Here is a 17,100-nt window from a genome sequence, read left to right on the forward strand (position 1 = left end):
TTCTGGGTGGGGATCTGCCAGGTGCCGATGATGTCGTAGGTCATATCGAGCAACCGCGCCACACTGCTCAGGCTGTCATCCACCGGGTTGATGCCGATGACGCTGTCACCGGAACCGTAGGAAAGGCCTTCGTAAATGGCCGCACGAATGCCTTCGGGGCTGTCTACGGGGTGGTTGGGCTGGCAGCGGCTGGCCAGGGTCCCGGGAAGCCCGGCGGTATTGACGCAGTGGGAGGTGACCCGGATTTTTTTAGCGGCGTAAATCAGGTCGAGATTGGACATGAGTTTGGTCACAGCCGCCACCATTTCACCGGTCAGGGCATTGCTCACCCGGCGGATCATGTCCGCCGTGGTCTTGTCCGCGAGCAGCCATTCCCTGAATTCGCCGACCGTCCAGCCCTTGATCTCGTTGTAAATCGTTTCGTTGACGGCGTCGTCGATCACCCGCGTGACGTCGTCCTTGTCATATGGCACCGCCGGGTTGGCCCGCAGCGTCTCCAGGTTGACCTCGGCCAGCACGTACTTGGCGGCCACCCGTTCGGCGATGGACATAGCGGCCAGACCGGCCAGTTCATCACCGGATTTGGGCTCGTTGGCCTTGCCCATCAGCTCGCGAATGCTTCGGAATTCGAAGGTCTTGCCGAAAAGTTTGGTCCGCAGCAGCATGAACGCGTTTCCTCGATGGTGAACGGATTGGTTGTCGGGGACGATGCATTACACCATCCCCTCAACAGCTTAATGGTAAAATATCAGCGTCTTGACACTCAACGGCACGGCCCGGCCGTCCAGTACCGGGCGTCCGATGTCGATATAATCGCCTTCCTTGAGACCCACCTGGTCGATGACGAGCAACGGACGATCGGGTATCAGATTCTTCAAGGTTTGACCCAGAACGCGGGCATAGTCGTGCTCGATGATGATGATCAGCGGCTGGCCGGTTGCCAGAAGGGTTGTTGTGAAATCCGCCAGCCCCCCGGCTAACGCGGTCAAACACGGAAAATCGAGATTCCAGGACAACTCCAGGGCGATGGCAAACTGGGTGCCGGTCGGCTCGACGTCCCATCGGACTACCGCATCGCGGGCCGCCGCCGACACCTCTTGACGAGACGGCGGGATCTGCGGCCATATCGGGTGAACCACAGGTACATTCCGGATGGGCAGAATCTCGTCTTCGGCCCAGATGGTGCTGCCGCTCAGGGTGACGGTCTGGGAACTGGCGCCCATCACCGTGGCCTGAAGGGTTTCCGGCGGCCTGCGAATGTCATAGGCTTCCAGATCGGGGTGCAGGCGGATCGATTCCGCCAGCAGGGGCCCGATATCGCCATGCACGGTTACATCGCCCGGAGAATCGATGGGGATCGGCGCATAGATGTAGTGCCCGATGCCACCTGAAAAAAACACGGTGGTGTTTTTCCCCGATTCCGGCGACGGTTCGGTCAGCATCAGCTGCCGGGCCAGCGGGCTGCATCGCCCCTCGATCAATTCGATGGTCAGGTCGGCCATACAATCCGTAAACTTCCGCAACTGCACCAGGTCCGGTTTAAATCCAATCGAAAACGGGAGCCCCAGACTATCGATCATGATCCGGGCCGGTTCGGCGATATACCCGATCTGACCGTTGGACGGGTCCATTTCCAGTATGCGCCCGCCATAGTTCATTGCCGCGGCGGCAATCATGCGGCCCTGGCGGAAAATGGCGCTGTTGGCGGATCCACCACCGATATCCACGTTGGTGACGGTGGCGAAGTGTTCCCGGGAGAAGGTCTCGGCCCCGGAGCCTTTTCCGGAAATCATCGATTCCAGGTGCGGTCCGGCCACGGTGACTACAAAGTCTCCGGCCAGCGCTGAGAGCGCCTCCAGGATCACGTCGGCGTTTCTTTTTTTGGCGGTTTCGCCGGTAATGATCACCGCGCCGGTTTCGACCTGTTCGGGTAAAATGCCGGCCTGCCGATACTCATGGCGCAAAATCTGTTCAAGGGCGGATGCATCGATGACATCCGGTCCGGCCAGGGGGGTTAAATGCATCCCACTGCGGTATACGACCTCCTTGTCGACGATGCCAGTCATGCGGGACAGGTTTATTGGTGATCTGGCCAGCGGCGTCGAACCGCCCAGCGTTCCCCCAGATAGTGTCAATCGGGAAAAAACAACCTGCGTGGTCGTGGTGCCCACGTCAATCCCAACGCTGAGAATTTCGCGGTTGTCTCTGCTCATACTCAATGGCTTCCCGTCTAACAATGTTCATTCCAAAGTGATAGATTGTGGTTCAGATCAAGGCCGCAGCGATTTGGAAACCGCAGGCGTAGCAGCGCTACGGCGAGGATTTCAAAATCGTGATAACACAGAGCTGGGCCGTAAGATGCCACTTTGGAATGGATATTACCGACCTTTGCGAAAGGTAACCTCTCCGTTGGACTGCAAGGTGTCGACGATGGCCATAATGACATTGTCCACCGGCCGGTCAATGCTGATATCCGTCTGGCGGGACCCGGAACCCTGCGTTACCAGCACCAGGTCTCCTTCGCCGGCATCCACCGCGTCCACGGCTACCATGGGTTGGCCCACCGATTTACCGGTGACGTCGGTTTCCTGCACAATCAGAAGCTTGCTGCCGACCAGCGATTCGTGCTTCATGGTCGCCACGACCAGTCCTGTTACCCGTGCGATGAGCATAACATCAATCCTTTTTATTTTCCAAAATACAAATTAGGCAGCCACAAGGCTATCTGAGGGAAAATGATGACCAGGGCCAAGCCGATCACCATCACCAGCACGAAAGGGACGATGGAGTTGTAGATATCCATCAGCGACACCTCCGGCGGCGCCATGGCCTTCATTAAAAACAGATTATAGCCAAATGGAGGGGTCATGTAGGCGATCTGGCAGGTGATGGTATAAAGCACACCATACCAGATTGGGTTGAAGCCCAGGCTGATAACCAGGGGGACGTAAAGTGGTGCAACGATGATCAACATGGCCGTATCGTCTAAAAACATGCCCATCAGGATGTAGGAAAACTGCATCATGATGAGCACGCCCCACGGGCTGAGTCCCCACCTGTCCAAAAACAATAATTTGATGGCATGTACGGCACCAAGACCATCAAAGACGGCACCGAAACACAATGCGGCCAAGATGACCCACATAAACATGCAGCTTACACTCAGCGTATTGCGCAGCGTGTTTTCCAGCACTTCCCGGTTAAAGCGGCCCCTGACCACGGCGGCAAGGGTCGTTGCGGCTGCTCCCGCCGCTGAACATTCGACGAGGCTGGTGATGCCCAGCAGGAACAGCCCTGTCATGGAAAAAATAATCACCAGAGGGATAATCCCGGCCCTGAGCAGCCGAAGTTTCTCTCCCCAGCTAATCTGCCGTTCATCCAGAGGTAGCGCTGGCCCTAAATTGGGCTGAAGTTTACATCTAATATAGATGTAAACAATAAACAAACTTGCCAACAGCAAGCCGGGGAAAACACCCGCCAGCCACAGCTGACCCACCGGCTGCCTGGCAATCATTCCATAGAGAACCAGGACCACGCTGGGCGGGACCATGATCCCTAAAGAACTGCCTGCCTGGATGACACCGGTCACCATGACCTTGTCATACTTTCGTTTGAGCATTTCCGGCATGGCGATACTGGCGCCAATGGCCATTCCGGCGACGCTTAATCCATTCATCGCCGATACGGCGACCATCAGGCCCATGGTTCCGATGGCAAGCCCCCCATGAACCGGGCCCATCCAGACATGAAACATTCTGTAGAGATCACTGGCTATTCCGGACTCGGAAAACATATAGCCCATATAGATGAATAAAGGCAACGTCAATAGGGGGTACCAGTTCAGCAGGGTAAAGGCGGAATTGAACGGCATCTGTGCGGCACCATTCCCCCACAGGGATAAAGCGAAAAGCGTGGCGACCCCACCGATGGCAGCAAAGACCCGTTGACCGGTGAGTAGCATGAGCAACATCGAAGAGAATATCAGCACCGCAATCAGTTCGTAGCTCATGTTAAATCTTCTCCCCTCTCGCCTTTGCCAGGTCCTTGAACCATGTCGCTATTGCCTGCAGCAGCATCAACAAGACGCCAGTTCCCATAATGATCTTGATGGGCGCCATATACGGCGCCCACACGGACCGGTTTTTTTGTCCGTAAATGACCGCATATTCTATGCTGGAATAGGCGCCGATGAGCAGAAACACCAAGTAGAAGATCAAAAAAGGCGTGGTAATGGAATCAGCCAGGCCCTGTCTTTTAACCGACCAGCGGCCATAGAGAAGATCCATTCTAACATGTCCCTTTAAGAGCATGGAGTAGCCGCCGCCAAGCAGGTAGTAGGCAGCCATGGTAAACTGAGCCAACTCCACAACCCATATGTGAGGGGTATCAAAGAGGGTTCTGGATATAGACTCAAACAACAGAATACCCATCATGGCAAAAACAAGATACATTGAGAATTTGCCCACCACCTTGTTCACCGCGTCAACAGACCGCACGAAGATTTGTATTGGCTTAGGCATTTCAGCCCCTTTCCATTAAAAGAATTAGCGGTTGATCTTCCCTGTACGGCGCGATGCCGAAGACAGGGAAGCCCAACCGCTATCTTGTGCCCATCCAGAAACGGTCTAAACGCTCAACGTCTGCGTTATGTCCCAAATTTTATCCTCGGAATATCAACCATATGCACCCCAAGGGCACTTCTTTCAGGGCGCCCGGGATAAAATTTATCGAGCGCCTTGATATTGAAAAACAATCCTCGTTTTTGGGTAGGTGCTGTCTCATAAACACGATTCAGTGGTGGTCCATCAATATCGGTATGGGGGACCGGCCCCTTTCATGGTCTCGGCGTATTCTTTAAGTATTTTTACCACCTTGGCACTTCTTGGGCTTTTTTTCGCAGTTTCGTCCCAGAATTTGAGGGCCGCGTCTTCTACGATTTTCCATTCGTCTTGCGGGATGGAGGTGAGCTCCAGCTTTCCTCCCTTGGTGCGGTAATGGGCTTCCCCCCACCAGTACCAGTGCTGTCTATAGTAATGTGAGCTGTCCATTGACAGCCGAAAGATTGTCTTCAAGTGATCCGGCAGGGCATTCCATGAATCGGAGTTGGCATAATAGGAGCCCGCCCAGGCGCCGGATATGGGATTGGTCAGATAGTACTTGGTGACATCGGCCCACCCGACGGTGTAATCTTCGGTGATGCCGGACCAGGCAACGCCATCCAACTCACCTGTCTGAATCGCCATTTCAATGTCCTCCCATGGTAAAGCCATGGGAACGACGCCGAATTGCTGCATGAACTTGCCCCCGGTGGGAAAGCTGAATACTCTGAGCCCTTTAAGGTCTTTCAGGCTTCGGATCGGTTTGGTGGTGGCAAAATTGCAGGGGTCCCAGGCCCCGCAGCTCAGCCAGGTAACACCTTTTATTTCCGAGTAAGCCTCCTCCCAGATTTCGTTCAGACCGTACCAGTTAAACAGCACCGGAACATCTAACGAGTAGCGTGACGCAAAGGGAAAGTAGGCCCCGAACACAGACACATCTACAGGCGCCGCAATGGAGTCATCGTCACTTTGGACGGCGTCGATCGTTCCCTTCTGCATAGCCCTGAATAGCTCTCCAGTGGGCACCAACTGATCGGCATTGTACAACTCAATAACCATCTCTCCGTTGGCGGCTTTATTAAACGCGTCGATTGCAGGTTTGCAAACATGTTCGGAAAGCGCCGCACCGGCATAGGTTTGCATTCGCCACTTAATGGTCGTTTTCTTGGCCGCATGCACAAAGGGTGCGTTTATCGCTGTGGCTGCAACGGCCGCGGTTCCAACTCCTGCCTTTTTAATAAAATCACGTCTTTTCATTCGGCCTGACTCCTTTCGTGGGGTTTGGGTTAACATCGTACCAAATCAACAAAGAGATACCCGTCTGAGTGTTGGTAAAGTTTTCCTAATTCAGCGGCCACCCCAAAGATTACTATGCACAGATGCCAAATGGAGGTGTTTGATGGATCAGAAGAAACGAAAAACCTTACAGAAAAGAGCTTAAAATAAAATCCGTTTGATCAATTACGGAGGGCGTCGGGCCCACGTACAAAAGAGACGATGTGCAGTACATCTCGCAGCAACAGCACGCAACGTGATAAGGGCTAACGTTAGGTCGAATGCATCAGCTGGCAGTGATCGATCCGTGTTTCCGGTGCATGGCTCGTCGCCGGCTGATTCGGGGCGTCCTGCCCCATATGGCCCCGCCAAAAAGATTACCGGGCCTGGGGGAGGAGGTAAGATGGTCCTGCATGGTTGATCAGCGTTTTTGATCGGGCAGGTGCCAATCACTTTATGGGCTGTACTGCCAATGGTGGATGATAGGATCAATAAAAAACACGCGTTGAACGCTATCGCGTGTTTATGTTTATAAATTTAGCGGCCGTTCAAGTCAATGTCTTTTTCTCAATATTCACGTAAAAAGAGTGGCATTCCAGCCGGTCGTTTCCCGGTTTCCAGACTATGACAGAACCTGAAGCCAGGGCGCCGCAGGTGACGATGCAGGGTCGGTGTCCGGACAACTCGACAATCTGCCCCGCGGTAAGGGGGGAGAACCGGATCTCTTTTTCTTCAGTGCTGATCATTTCGGGTTTGTGGCTGTGACCGCGAAACAGAAGGCCATTCGCGTTCTCCCTGAAAAATTTATCGGCTTCGCGTCTACCCATCACGCCGATCATGGCCGACAGGCCCAGTTGCCGCACAAAGGGGCGCGAGTGAACCAGCTTTGCGCTGCCGACGGTAAGGCTAAGGGGAAGATTTTCCAGGAAGGCGATGGTTGCCGCCCGGATGCCGCCGTCTGACCGCCCCCGGGCATCGGCAGCCAGGGTGTGGTCGTTGTTGCCTTTGACGGCGACAATGCCGTGGTGTCTTACCTGTGCCACGCATTCATCGGCAGTTTTCCACAAGGTGGAGTCGCAGATGTCACCCAGGTGGTATAGGCCTGTGCAGTCTAGCTGTTTCAGGAAAAGGGCACCTGCGGCGATGGCCTCCGGATCGCCGTGACTGTCAGCCATGATGCCTATTTTTTGATTTGTTTTTTCTGGCATGTGCGGATCGATTCTTTTTGATCCCCCGGTCCTCTCCCCTCAAGGGGCGGGGGGCGACCTGTGGTGATGCCTTCCCTTCAGGGAGCGAGGGAGGATTTCACGGGGATAGCCTCAGACCACTCCTTTTTCACGCAGCGCCTTGATTTCTGCCTCGTCATAGCCCAAATCCCTGAGGATCCGGTCCGTGTTCTCTCCGAAGGCTACCGGCGCCGTGCGCACCGCCCCCGGCGTTTCGTTCAGTTTCACCGGAACGCCCAGGGCGGGTGTCGGCTGATCCGATTGGGCCACCATCTCACGCATGTTGAACAGTGGGTCCTGCATGGCTTCAGCAACGGTCCGGATCGGTGATACGCAGACATCGAGACCTTCGAATTCGCGTTCCCATTCCCAAAGCGATTTTTCCCTGAATTTTTCTCGCATGACGGCGATGATCTCCTCCCGGTGGGTGTCGTCATACTGCAGCGGCCCGTATTCAGGTTTTCCCAGGTGATGGCACAGGTTCTGCCAGAAGGGATTTTCCACCGCACCCACGGAGAGGTAGCGGCCGTCAGCCGTTTCATAGGTGTTGTAGCAGGCGTAGCGATGGGAGAGAAAGGTTTCACCACGTTTCTGATCGGTGCCGAACAGGGCCTGGAAAAATTGCACCGTGGGCAGCATGCCCAGCATGCCGTCGGTCATGGAGATGTCGATATACTGGCCCGTACCTGAGCGCTCCCGGTGGAACAGGGCCATGACGATGCCCAGGGCGCCGTTCATGCCGCCACCCACCAGGTCCGCCACCGGGACGCCGGGAATGGCTGGTGTCCGGCCTTTTTCACCCATCAGGTCAAGCAGGCCCGCTCGGCTCAGGTAGTTGACATCGTGGCCGGCGGCATGGCGCATGGGGCCGGTCTGACCATAGCCGGTGATCGAGCAGTAGACGATTTTCGGGTTCACCCGGCACACGGCGGGGTAATCCACTCCCAATCGGGTCACCACGCCCGGCCTGAATCCCTCCACCACCACGTCTGCATCTTTTACCAGCCGGAAGAAAATATGAAGCCCGGCCTCGGACTTCAGGTCCAGGGTCAGGTGGGACTTGTTGCGGTAGACGGGGAAGACGGTTTCACCACGGTCCCGATAACGCGGGGCCTCTACGGCGATGACCCGGGCGCCGTGGTCGGCCAGGATCATGGTGCAGTAGGGTCCCGGCAGCAGCCGGGACAGGTCGATGACGGTGATGCCCGACAGGGCGCCGGTTGGGTTCATGGCTGAACGCTCAAAGGTCTAAGGTTAAAGGTTGACGGTCGAAGGTTGAAGGTCGAAGCTCTAAGCGAATAGGATTAACCGCGTATTTCCAGAAATGAGGGATTCTTTCCGAGATCAAGGCATCCGAGAAATTTTACCACAGGCGCCCTGAAGGAAGTGCCCTTGGGGTGCATATAGTTATATTCCGAGGATAAAATTTGGAGGATAACGAAGATGTCGGGAAAAATAGCCATTTCTGGCTTATAAGCCCATGAACTTGGCGGCAATACCCTTCATGATTTCGTTGGTGCCGGCGAAGATCGACATGACACGTACGTCCCGCCAGGCGCGCACCAGGGTGCAGGACTCGACGGTACCCGCATCACCCAGGATGCTCAGGGCACGATCCGCGGTGCGGTTGGCCAGGTCGGCGGTCCAGAACTTGGCCATGGCGGTTTCCACCACGATGTTCTTCTTCTCGATGTGGTCGGCCACCAGTTTGTCCACGAAGGTGCGGCCGACCTTCACGTCGGCGGCCATCTCGACCAGTTCGAACTGGACCGACTGGGATGTTGACATCGGGCGGCCGCCCCGGTTCGTTTTACGGCAAAAGTCAACGGTCCACGCCAGAATGCCTTCGGCCCCGCACACCGCCCCCACCGCACAGGTCAGGCGCTCCTGCTGGAGTTTTTCCATGAGCATGAGAAAGCCCATGCTTTTTTCTCCCAATCGTTGGCCTACGGGGATGCGGCAGTTGCTGAAAAACAGCTCGGCGGTGTCCTGGCTGTGCCAGCCCATCTTGTCCAGCTTCCGTCCGCGGGTGAAACCCGGTGTGCCGTCTTCGACCACATACAGGGACATCGCTTCGTACTTGTTTTCCACGGCCGGATCCCTGGCGGCGAACACCAGCAGGTCGCAGTTGATGCCGTTGGATATGAAGGTCTTGGAGCCGTTGACAACCACGGTGTCACCTTCCTCCACAGCCGTGGTCTTTATGCCGGCCAGGTCGCTGCCCGCGTCCGGTTCGGTCATGCCGATCGCCGTGATGCAATCGCCGGAGACGCAGCGGGGAAGGTACCGCCGCTTCACCGCTTGACTGCCGTAGGTGTCGATGTAGGGAACCACCACGTCACTGTGCAGACCCGCGGCCAGGCCCGTGTGGGCGGTGCGGGCGAGCTCTTCGGCCACGATCACCGAGTAGCGGAAGTCGCCGCCCAGACCCCCGTACGCCGGGTCCACGGCCGGGCACAGGAAACCGCCTTGACCCATTTTATGCCAGATAGACTTGGGGACGATACCGTCGGCCTCCCACTGGTCGACATGGGGGGTGACTTCGATCTCACAAAAAATCCTCAGGCGCTGCCTGAAATCGTCGTGTTCCGGGGTATAGGTCAAAATATCCATGGTTGGTCCTCAATCGGTGTTATGGTCAACGTCAAACCCAATGAACCCAACTAACCCAACAAGCCCAATGAACGCGCTCTTAATCCCCATACCTGCCGATGATGGCGATGCTGCAGATGTTCTGGAAGGGGAACCCTCCCAGGTTGTGGGTGAGCCCTAAGCGCGGGGCCTTGAGCTGCCGTTCGCCGGCCCGGCCCAGCAGCTGCAGGTACATCTCGTAGAGCATGCGCAGGCCCGACGCGCCGATGGGGTGGCCGAAGCACTTCAGGCCCCCGTCCACCTGGCAGGGCACGCCGCCGTCAAGGTCGTAGAAGCCGTCCATCACATCGCGCACGGCATTGCCCCGGGCCGACATGTGCAGGTCCTCGTAGGTGACCAGTTCGGTGATGGAGAAGCAGTCGTGGACTTCCATCATGCTGATTTCTTCGCGGGGGTTGGTGATGCCCGCCTCGGCGTAGGCCTTTTTGCTGCACGCGGTGGTGGTCATGAAGTGGTCGCCGTCCCAGTCGTTGTAGCCCATCTCCTCACCGGAGCTCAGGGCCAGCTGCAGGGCCTTGACCGAAACAATCTCCGCCTTGCCCAAACGCCTGGCAATCTCAGGCGTGGTGACGATGGCGCAGGCCGATCCGTCGCTGACCCCGCAGCAGTCGAAGAGGCCTAACGGGTGGGCGATGATGGGGGCGGCCATGACCTGCTCCTCGCTGATCTTTTTTCTCAGATGGGCCTTGGGGTTGAGCAGGCCGTTGTCGTGGCTTTTGACCGACACGTGGGCCATGGCCCGCTTCAGGTCGAGATCCTTGACCCGGTGCTTGGCCGCATAGGCGCTGGCGAGCTGGGCAAAAGCGCCCGGGGCCGTCAGGTTGGGCCACCACTGCCAGAGAAGCGTGCCGGCGCTGGACCCGAAGTTGGGCAGTCCGCCGTAGCCGGTGTCCTTGAGCTTTTCCACGCCCAATGCCAGGCAGATGTCGTAGGCCCCGGATGCCACGCCGTAAACCGCACCCCTGAAGGCCTCGGTGCCCGTTGCGCAGTAGTTCTCCACGCGGGTCGCCGGGATCATGGGCAGCCGCAGGGTGGTGGACAAGGGCATGGCGGTCTTGCCCACGTTGATCTCTTCCAGGCACGATCCGAACCAGGCGGCATCGATCTCCTTCTTTTCGATACCCGCATCGGCCAGGCACGCTTCGAAGGCCTCCACCATCAGCTCCTCGGCGCCCATGTCCCAACGCTCGCCGAAGCGGGTGCAGCCCATGCCGATGATCGCCACTTTGTCCTTGATTCCGGTAGCCATGGTTCCTCCTTTATGGGGCAGGGGTCATCAGGTCCATGAGGGCGGAAGTCAAGTCCGGAAATGGCTTGGCATTCTCCATGGCGTTGATGCGGTCCCAGTTCTCGTGGATCTGTTCGGGGGTGGGCGGGTGTGCCAGGTCGCCGATGGCGGCTCCCGGACCGGTCATGACGGCCGCCCGGTTCACGTAGCCCATGCCCGTATTGAAGATGGTGCCGGTCTCGCTGCAGCGATCGCTGCACAGGTAGACCACCAGGGGCGCCACCAGTTCCGGCTTCATTTTCTGGAACATGTCGGGCGGCAGAATGTCTTCGGTGAGCCGCGAAGCGGCCAGGGGCGCCACGGTGTTGACCCTGACATCATATTTGGAACCCTCCAGTTTCAAGGTGTTCATCAAGCCCACCAGGGCCATCTTGGCTGCCGCATAGCTGGTCTGGCCGAAGTTGCCGTACAGTCCGGCCGCCGAGGTGGTCATGACGATCCGTCCGTATCCTTTTTCCTTCATCACCGCAAAGGCCGGCCGGGTGACGTGGTAGGCGCCGTCCAGGTGCACTGCCATGACGGCGTCCCAGGCGTCCGGTTCCATCTTGGTGAAGCTCTTGTCGCGCAGGATGCCGGCGTTGTTGACCAGGATGTCCAGGCTGCCGAAGGCGTCCAATGCGCTCCTGACGATGTTCCCGCCCCCCTCGACGGTGGCCACGTTGTCGTAGTTGGCCACGGCCTCGCCGCCCATCCTTCTGATCTCATCCACCACCCGGTCCGCCGGCGAACGGTCACCGCTTCCCGCGCCGTCGCGGGTGCCGCCGAAGTCGTTGACCACCACGCGGGCGCCCCGACCGGCCAGCGCAAGGGCGTATGCGCGACCCAGCCCGCCGCCGGCACCGGTGACGACGGCGACCTGGCCATCGAAGTGGATCCGGTTCATGCGTTCCCTTGCGCCGGGCGCCGGTGTGGCCTTCCAGAAGTAGTTGACGAAGCCGCCCTCCTGGTTCTGGCTGCGTTTGCGGAAGACCATGCGCATGGGCAGGCCCACCTCAAGGTCTTCCATGGCGCAGTCGGTGAAATCAGCCATGAACCGGCCGCCGCCGTCGAACTGGATCATGCCGTAGCAGTGGGGCGGGTCCACGGAGACGGCCAGCAGGTCCGCGGTGAATGTCTTGATGGTTGCCGTAACGTCGGCGAATTCGTAATCCTGCTGCGTCCGCAGCGCCCCGCATCCCGGGTTGACGCAGATGTCCATTTTGGGGAACTGGGCGGTGCCGCAAGCCTCGCAGCGTCCGCCCACCAGCCCCAACAGCATCTGCCGCTTGCGCCATAGGGCGGTCATGGCCGTCCGGGCGGGGGCTTCGGCACGAATGCCCATTTCAGTCTGGATCAGATTTCGGAACGTGAGAAACTTCGGGTAATTGTCGATGGTCTTCTTGTTCTCCAGGCACCCCTTGACGCTGTTGCGTTCCTTCAGGTCGAGAATATTTTTGGTCACCTTGAAATACAGGGCGTTGCATCCCTGGCCGAAACCGGCCACCAGGATCCGGTCTCCGGGTTTGGCCGTCTCAAGAGCCTTGGCGAGCATGAGCAGGCTGTGGGCCGTTCCGGTTTCCCCGCAGACATCGTGCAGGTTGTCGGCCAGCTTGCCTTTGCCGGCCCCCAGCATCTCAGCAATTTTTCGGTGTTCGGCCTTGAAGAAGCAGGGAAACACCAACTGGTCGACGTCGTCCATGGTGATGCCCAGTTTGTCCATCAGTCCGTTGACGGCTTCCGGGATGATTTTGGCATAGCCTTCGTCGCGGGTCCAGCGCTCTTCCCACATGGTGTCGTATTTATTTCCGGCGGCCCGGTAGTGGTCCACGAAGTCATAGGATACCGAGTGGCTGCCCAGAAATTCGGCGATGACGTGTTCGTCACCCACGCACAGGGCGGCAGCGCCGTCGCCGAACCACATTTCGTAAAAATAGGCCGTTTTGGTTTCCCGGCGGTCGGCGGCGGCCACCAGGACCTGGTGCCGGTCACCGCCTTTTACGGCGTCCAGAGCGATGATCAGGGCGCCGGTCCCGGCCTTCTGGGAGGCGGTGAAATCCGCGGTGAGGATAGCGCTTCCCAGATTCAGGGCCGTGGCCACGATGCCGGCATTCTGGCGGTCGGCAAAGGGCAGGGTGGTGGAAGCCAGGTAAAGGCCGTCGATCTGCGATCTGTCCACGCCGATCAGGCAGTCTCTGGCGGCGGCCACGGCCATGGTCAGGCTGTCTTCGTCCCAGTTGCACATGGATCGCTCGCCCTGGGCCACCATGACAACCGCCGGGGCAAACCAGCCCATGCTCTGAAAAATGGACATCCGGTCCAGCCGGAGTCGGGGAATGTAGGCGCCGAAGGAAGTGATGCCAACCATATCTACTCCTTTGCGGTGTTTCCGTATCAGGCTCAATCTCTGCGTTGCCCTTTATCGAACATGGCTGCGGCGACCCGATTGGTCGCCTCACCATCTTCGCCTCGGGCGCCTTGACCTTGGGCCTGATACGAAACCACTGGATGGTTGATGTTACACATTCGATGTGTTGAACTTGAACAACTTTTCAATGAGTTGGGATTTCATTATATCCCCTTCGATCTTCAGTTTGCCCGAGGTGTAAGCCTGCATGGGCGGCAGCTGGCCGTTCATCATCTTGAGGAAATCCGTGTCCGCCATTTTCAGGATGCAGGTGGGACTGTCGTGGACGCCGGCGGCCACTGTGCAGGAACCGTCCTCGATGGCGCAGTGCCACTCACCGGCGCCGGCGATGACATACTGGAATACCGCGTTCACATCGGCGGCCGCATCGGCCACGAAGGCGCCGGGCATGGCGTCGAACACGGCCGAGGCCGAAGAAAAACCTTGCGATTCACCCGCCGGTGCCGTTGCTGCCGGTTTTTGGAAGGCCATCAGCGCGTCGCCCACCTGGGCGTTGAGGTTGGGGTAGACCTTGCCACCGGTCAGGTCCGAGATGGCCTTCAGGTTGGTCATGACCGATTCGGGGGTGGGTATTTGATCGTCTTTGGCCAGCACCTTGCCCGGGCCGGTGACCACCGCCGCCCGGTTGAAGATGCCCATGCCGGCGTTGTAGATGTTGCCGCTGACCGGGCATCGGTCCGAGCACAGGAAAAGCACCAGGGGAGAGACGAATTCGGGTTTGGATCTTTCAAACAATTCCGGCGGCATCACGTCTTGGGTGAGTCGGGAGGCGGCGAGGGGGGCCACCGTGTTGACCTTGATGCCGTATTTTTCCCCCTCCAGCTTCAAGGTGTTCATCATCCCCACCAGGCCCATCTTGGCCGCCGCGTAGTTGGCCTGGCCGAAGTTGCCGTAGAGCCCGGCCGCCGAGGTGGTCATGATAATGCGCCCGTAGCCCTTCTCCTTCATCACGGCAAAGGCCGGCCGGGTGACGTTGTAGGCCCCCTTCAGATGGACGTTCAGAACCGCCTGCCAGGCTTCCGGCGCCATTTTCACGAAACTCTTGTCGCGCAGGATGCCGGCGTTGTTGATCAGGATGTCCACGCTGCCGAAGGCGTCCAGGGCGGATTGGACGATGTTGGCGCCCCCGTCGGCAGTGGCCACGTTGTCATAGCTGGCCACGGCATCCCCGCCGGCAGCCCGGATCTCTTCGACGACGCGATCCGCCGGCGAAGTTGAGCCGTCCCCGTCCCCGTCCCGGCTGCCACCCCGGTCGTTGACCACCACCCGGGCGCCCCGCCGGGCCAACTCGCGGGCATAGACCCGTCCCAGGCCCGCGCCGGCGCCGGTGATAATGGCCACCCGATCGTCGAAACGGATCTCGTCTTTGGGGATGTCTCCGTATTCGAATTCACCGTTGTCGATGACGGTCTGGCCGTTTTCGGCATTGACGGTGCGCCAGACCGCCGTGCCCGCGGCGGTTTTCCAGATCATGGTCTTGATGGGAACGCCCGGGTACAGCGTCTTTGAAAAACGGCAGGCCAGTCGGCGAACCCGCTCGGGATGGCCCGGCACCAGGGAGGCGATCAGGGCCCGGCAGGCAAACCCGTGGGTGCACAGCCCGTGCATGATGGGCATGTCGAACCCGGACATCCTGGCAAATTCGGGATCCACGTGAAGGTGGAAGATGTCTCCCGAAAGCCGGTAGAGCAGGGGCTGATCCGGTGAGGGGGACGCCTCGACCACGAAATCGGGCTCGCGGTCGGGAAATTCTACGGGGGGCTTGTGGCGGTCCTTGCCGCCGAAGCCGCCGTCCAGGCGCGCGAAAATGGTAATGGTGCTGGTGAAGAGTATTTTCCCGTTGGCCAAGACGCTGTCACTTTGGGCCACGACCAGCGCGCCCTTGTCCGCCCCCTTGTCGTAGTGGTCCACGATCCTGCCCGTGGTGATCAGGGTTCCCTGGGTAGGGATGGGGTTGTGGAAGATCAATTCCTGCTCCCCGTGGAGGATACCCGCCAGGTTTATGCCCGAAGCGGTGGCCGTCTTGAAGAAAAAATCGAAGATCATGGCAATGGCGAAGCTGGGGATGACTTTCAGGTCTTTTTCATAGCAGTAGTCCAGTTCGGAAAACCCCGCACCGACCCCCAGCGCATACAGGACTGCATCCTTCCAAGTGTAGTCCCGAGTCATGGGGCCGATGGGTTTACCGATGGCATCCATGTTCAGCGCCATGGTGGTCCCTCCTTGCATGTAAAGTAATTGGATCCGTCAGGTTTTTTACAGCCTGTTAATGGCCCGTGTGGCAATGAGCGTCGCCGCTCATTTTTTTACCGGTTTTCGGGTAGTTTTGACCCATTGTCGCCAGATCTGCCTGTAAAGGCTGGAATCAGCAGAAACTTGAGTGTTTCTTTAACCACATCCAGGTAGGCGGTTTTGTCCACTCCCAGGATAGGGCGGAAGAAGCTCTCGCCGAAAATAAAGTTGAGCACGGCGTTCCACAGGGTCATGATCCGCGCCTTGGCCTGGAGGGTTACGTGCTGCTTGTCGATGGCCAGGCCCATGGCGATGGCAATGTTGGCGATGTGGCCGGCCACCTTTTCGTCCAGGCTGACTTCTGTCTTTGATTTGCTGAAATAACCCAGCAGCAGCAGGTTCGACACGTCGGGGGTGTCGTGAAGATAGTCGCACATGACATCCATGGCGATGTCAAGGCGATCGGCCAGGCTTCTGCCTCTGGCCAGTCTCTCGATGATTTTGAACTGCGCTTCGATTCCCTCGTTGAGATCGATGATCACCGCTTCGTAGAGGTCGGCCTTCTCTCCCCAGTGATAGTACAAGGTGGAGATGTCGATGCCCACCGCATTGGCGATCATGCGGGTCGTGGTGCCCTGGAATCCATGTTCGCCGAACAGCCGGCGGGCGGCAGACAATATCCTGGCCTTGTTGGAGTCCGGGTATTTTCTGGCTTTTTCGAGGGGAGATGGCATGGGACGATCAGGCTCCCGGGCGTTTGGAAGCGCCCAAAAAAAGTATCCCAGCTAATGTTTCCATCATTTGATGGATTATTAAGCAGGGCGTCATGAATTGTCAACGGCATTTTTCTTTGAATAATGAAACTTGATTACCCCGTAAAAAGTCGTATTTCCGACGGATTCGTAAAAAGCCCGAGATCAAGGATTGCGGGCCGCGAAAGCGAGCTTAAGAGAGCGAATGTAAAACCGATCAAGATCCTTACGGCGAACATTCATGTTCCATCCTGAGAATACCGCTATCGCGGGTGCCGTAGGCAGCGTACTTACGATACGCCGCAGTGACGAAGGATGAAGCGTAACGCAGATATCGGATTTTTTACGAATCCGTCAATGGTTAGAATTCACCCAGCGGTCTGTTGAAGGTGAACTTGAAAGGATCTGCCAGCAGGTAGTCATAGGCGGCTTTGGTGTTGCCGCCTATGGCGGAGAACGGCAGGGATACGACAAAAATCACTCCTCCGATCACCGTGGCAGCAATTCCCAAAGGCCTGACAACCAAGGCATCACCGGCCATTTTCCCGGCAATTATATCATCATCCTGTTCTAGCCCCTCAGCAAAGCAGGTCATGCAGGGAACAGCAACCAATGCCATGGCGGTCAGCAGGACGATCACGCGTTTCAGGATCCCGTTCATACCGTTTCCTCC

General features: G+C 58.0%; 14 protein-coding genes. All 14 read right to left on the minus strand.

Translation table 11 applies throughout. From position 1 onward, the window contains the following. Positions 1-665, minus strand: a 665-nt coding sequence (gene eutB, locus QNK41_RS15355) for an ethanolamine ammonia-lyase subunit EutB (RefSeq protein ID WP_319258429.1), incomplete at its 3' end; no start/stop codon positions are given. Between the two features lie 69 nt (positions 666-734). Beyond that, positions 735-2,213, minus strand: a complete 1,479-nt coding sequence (locus QNK41_RS15360; protein ID WP_319258431.1) for an ethanolamine ammonia-lyase reactivating factor EutA — start codon at positions 2,211-2,213, stop codon at positions 735-737. Between the two features lie 165 nt (positions 2,214-2,378). Next, positions 2,379-2,672, minus strand: coding sequence for a EutN/CcmL family microcompartment protein (locus QNK41_RS15365; protein ID WP_319258433.1), 294 nt, complete (start codon positions 2,670-2,672; stop codon positions 2,379-2,381). 14 nt (positions 2,673-2,686) lie between these two features. Next, positions 2,687-4,009, minus strand: coding sequence for a TRAP transporter large permease (locus QNK41_RS15370; protein WP_319258435.1), 1,323 nt, complete (start codon positions 4,007-4,009; stop codon positions 2,687-2,689). Position 4,010: 1 nt separating this feature from the next. Beyond that, entirely contained in the window at positions 4,011-4,520 is a 510-nt protein-coding gene (locus QNK41_RS15375; RefSeq protein WP_319258437.1) for a TRAP transporter small permease subunit, read from the minus strand. Between the two features lie 285 nt (positions 4,521-4,805). After that, complete coding sequence (locus QNK41_RS15380) at positions 4,806-5,855, minus strand: TRAP transporter substrate-binding protein (RefSeq protein ID WP_319258439.1); 1,050 nt, start codon at positions 5,853-5,855, stop codon at positions 4,806-4,808. A 566-nt stretch (positions 5,856-6,421) separates the two neighbouring features. Continuing rightward, entirely contained in the window at positions 6,422-7,081 is a 660-nt protein-coding gene (locus tag QNK41_RS15385; RefSeq protein WP_319258441.1) for a metallophosphoesterase family protein, read from the minus strand. A gap of 111 nt (positions 7,082-7,192) precedes the next feature. After that, on the minus strand, positions 7,193-8,329 hold the full coding sequence (locus QNK41_RS15390) for a CaiB/BaiF CoA-transferase family protein (protein ID WP_319258443.1): 1,137 nt from the start codon (positions 8,327-8,329) through the stop codon (positions 7,193-7,195). Positions 8,330-8,569: 240 nt separating this feature from the next. After that, entirely contained in the window at positions 8,570-9,712 is a 1,143-nt protein-coding gene (locus QNK41_RS15395) for an acyl-CoA dehydrogenase family protein (RefSeq protein ID WP_319258445.1), read from the minus strand. 79 nt (positions 9,713-9,791) lie between these two features. Then, a complete protein-coding gene (locus tag QNK41_RS15400) occupies positions 9,792-11,000 on the minus strand; it encodes an acetyl-CoA acetyltransferase (protein WP_319258447.1) in 1,209 nt (402 codons plus the stop codon). A gap of 10 nt (positions 11,001-11,010) precedes the next feature. Continuing rightward, a complete protein-coding gene (locus tag QNK41_RS15405) occupies positions 11,011-13,383 on the minus strand; it encodes an SDR family NAD(P)-dependent oxidoreductase (RefSeq protein WP_319258449.1) in 2,373 nt (790 codons plus the stop codon). 150 nt (positions 13,384-13,533) lie between these two features. Next, positions 13,534-15,654, minus strand: a complete 2,121-nt coding sequence (locus QNK41_RS15410) for an SDR family oxidoreductase (RefSeq protein WP_319258451.1) — start codon at positions 15,652-15,654, stop codon at positions 13,534-13,536. 95 nt (positions 15,655-15,749) lie between these two features. Continuing rightward, positions 15,750-16,409 (minus strand): TetR/AcrR family transcriptional regulator, encoded by a 660-nt coding sequence (locus tag QNK41_RS15415; RefSeq protein WP_319258453.1) that lies wholly within the window; start codon positions 16,407-16,409, stop codon positions 15,750-15,752. Between the two features lie 379 nt (positions 16,410-16,788). Next, a partial coding sequence (locus tag QNK41_RS15420; RefSeq protein ID WP_319258455.1) for a hypothetical protein occupies positions 16,789-17,100 on the minus strand: 312 nt, incomplete at its 5' end.

Source organism: Desulfosarcina sp., assembly GCF_033791525.1.
GTDB lineage: Bacteria > Desulfobacterota > Desulfobacteria > Desulfobacterales > Desulfosarcinaceae > Desulfosarcina.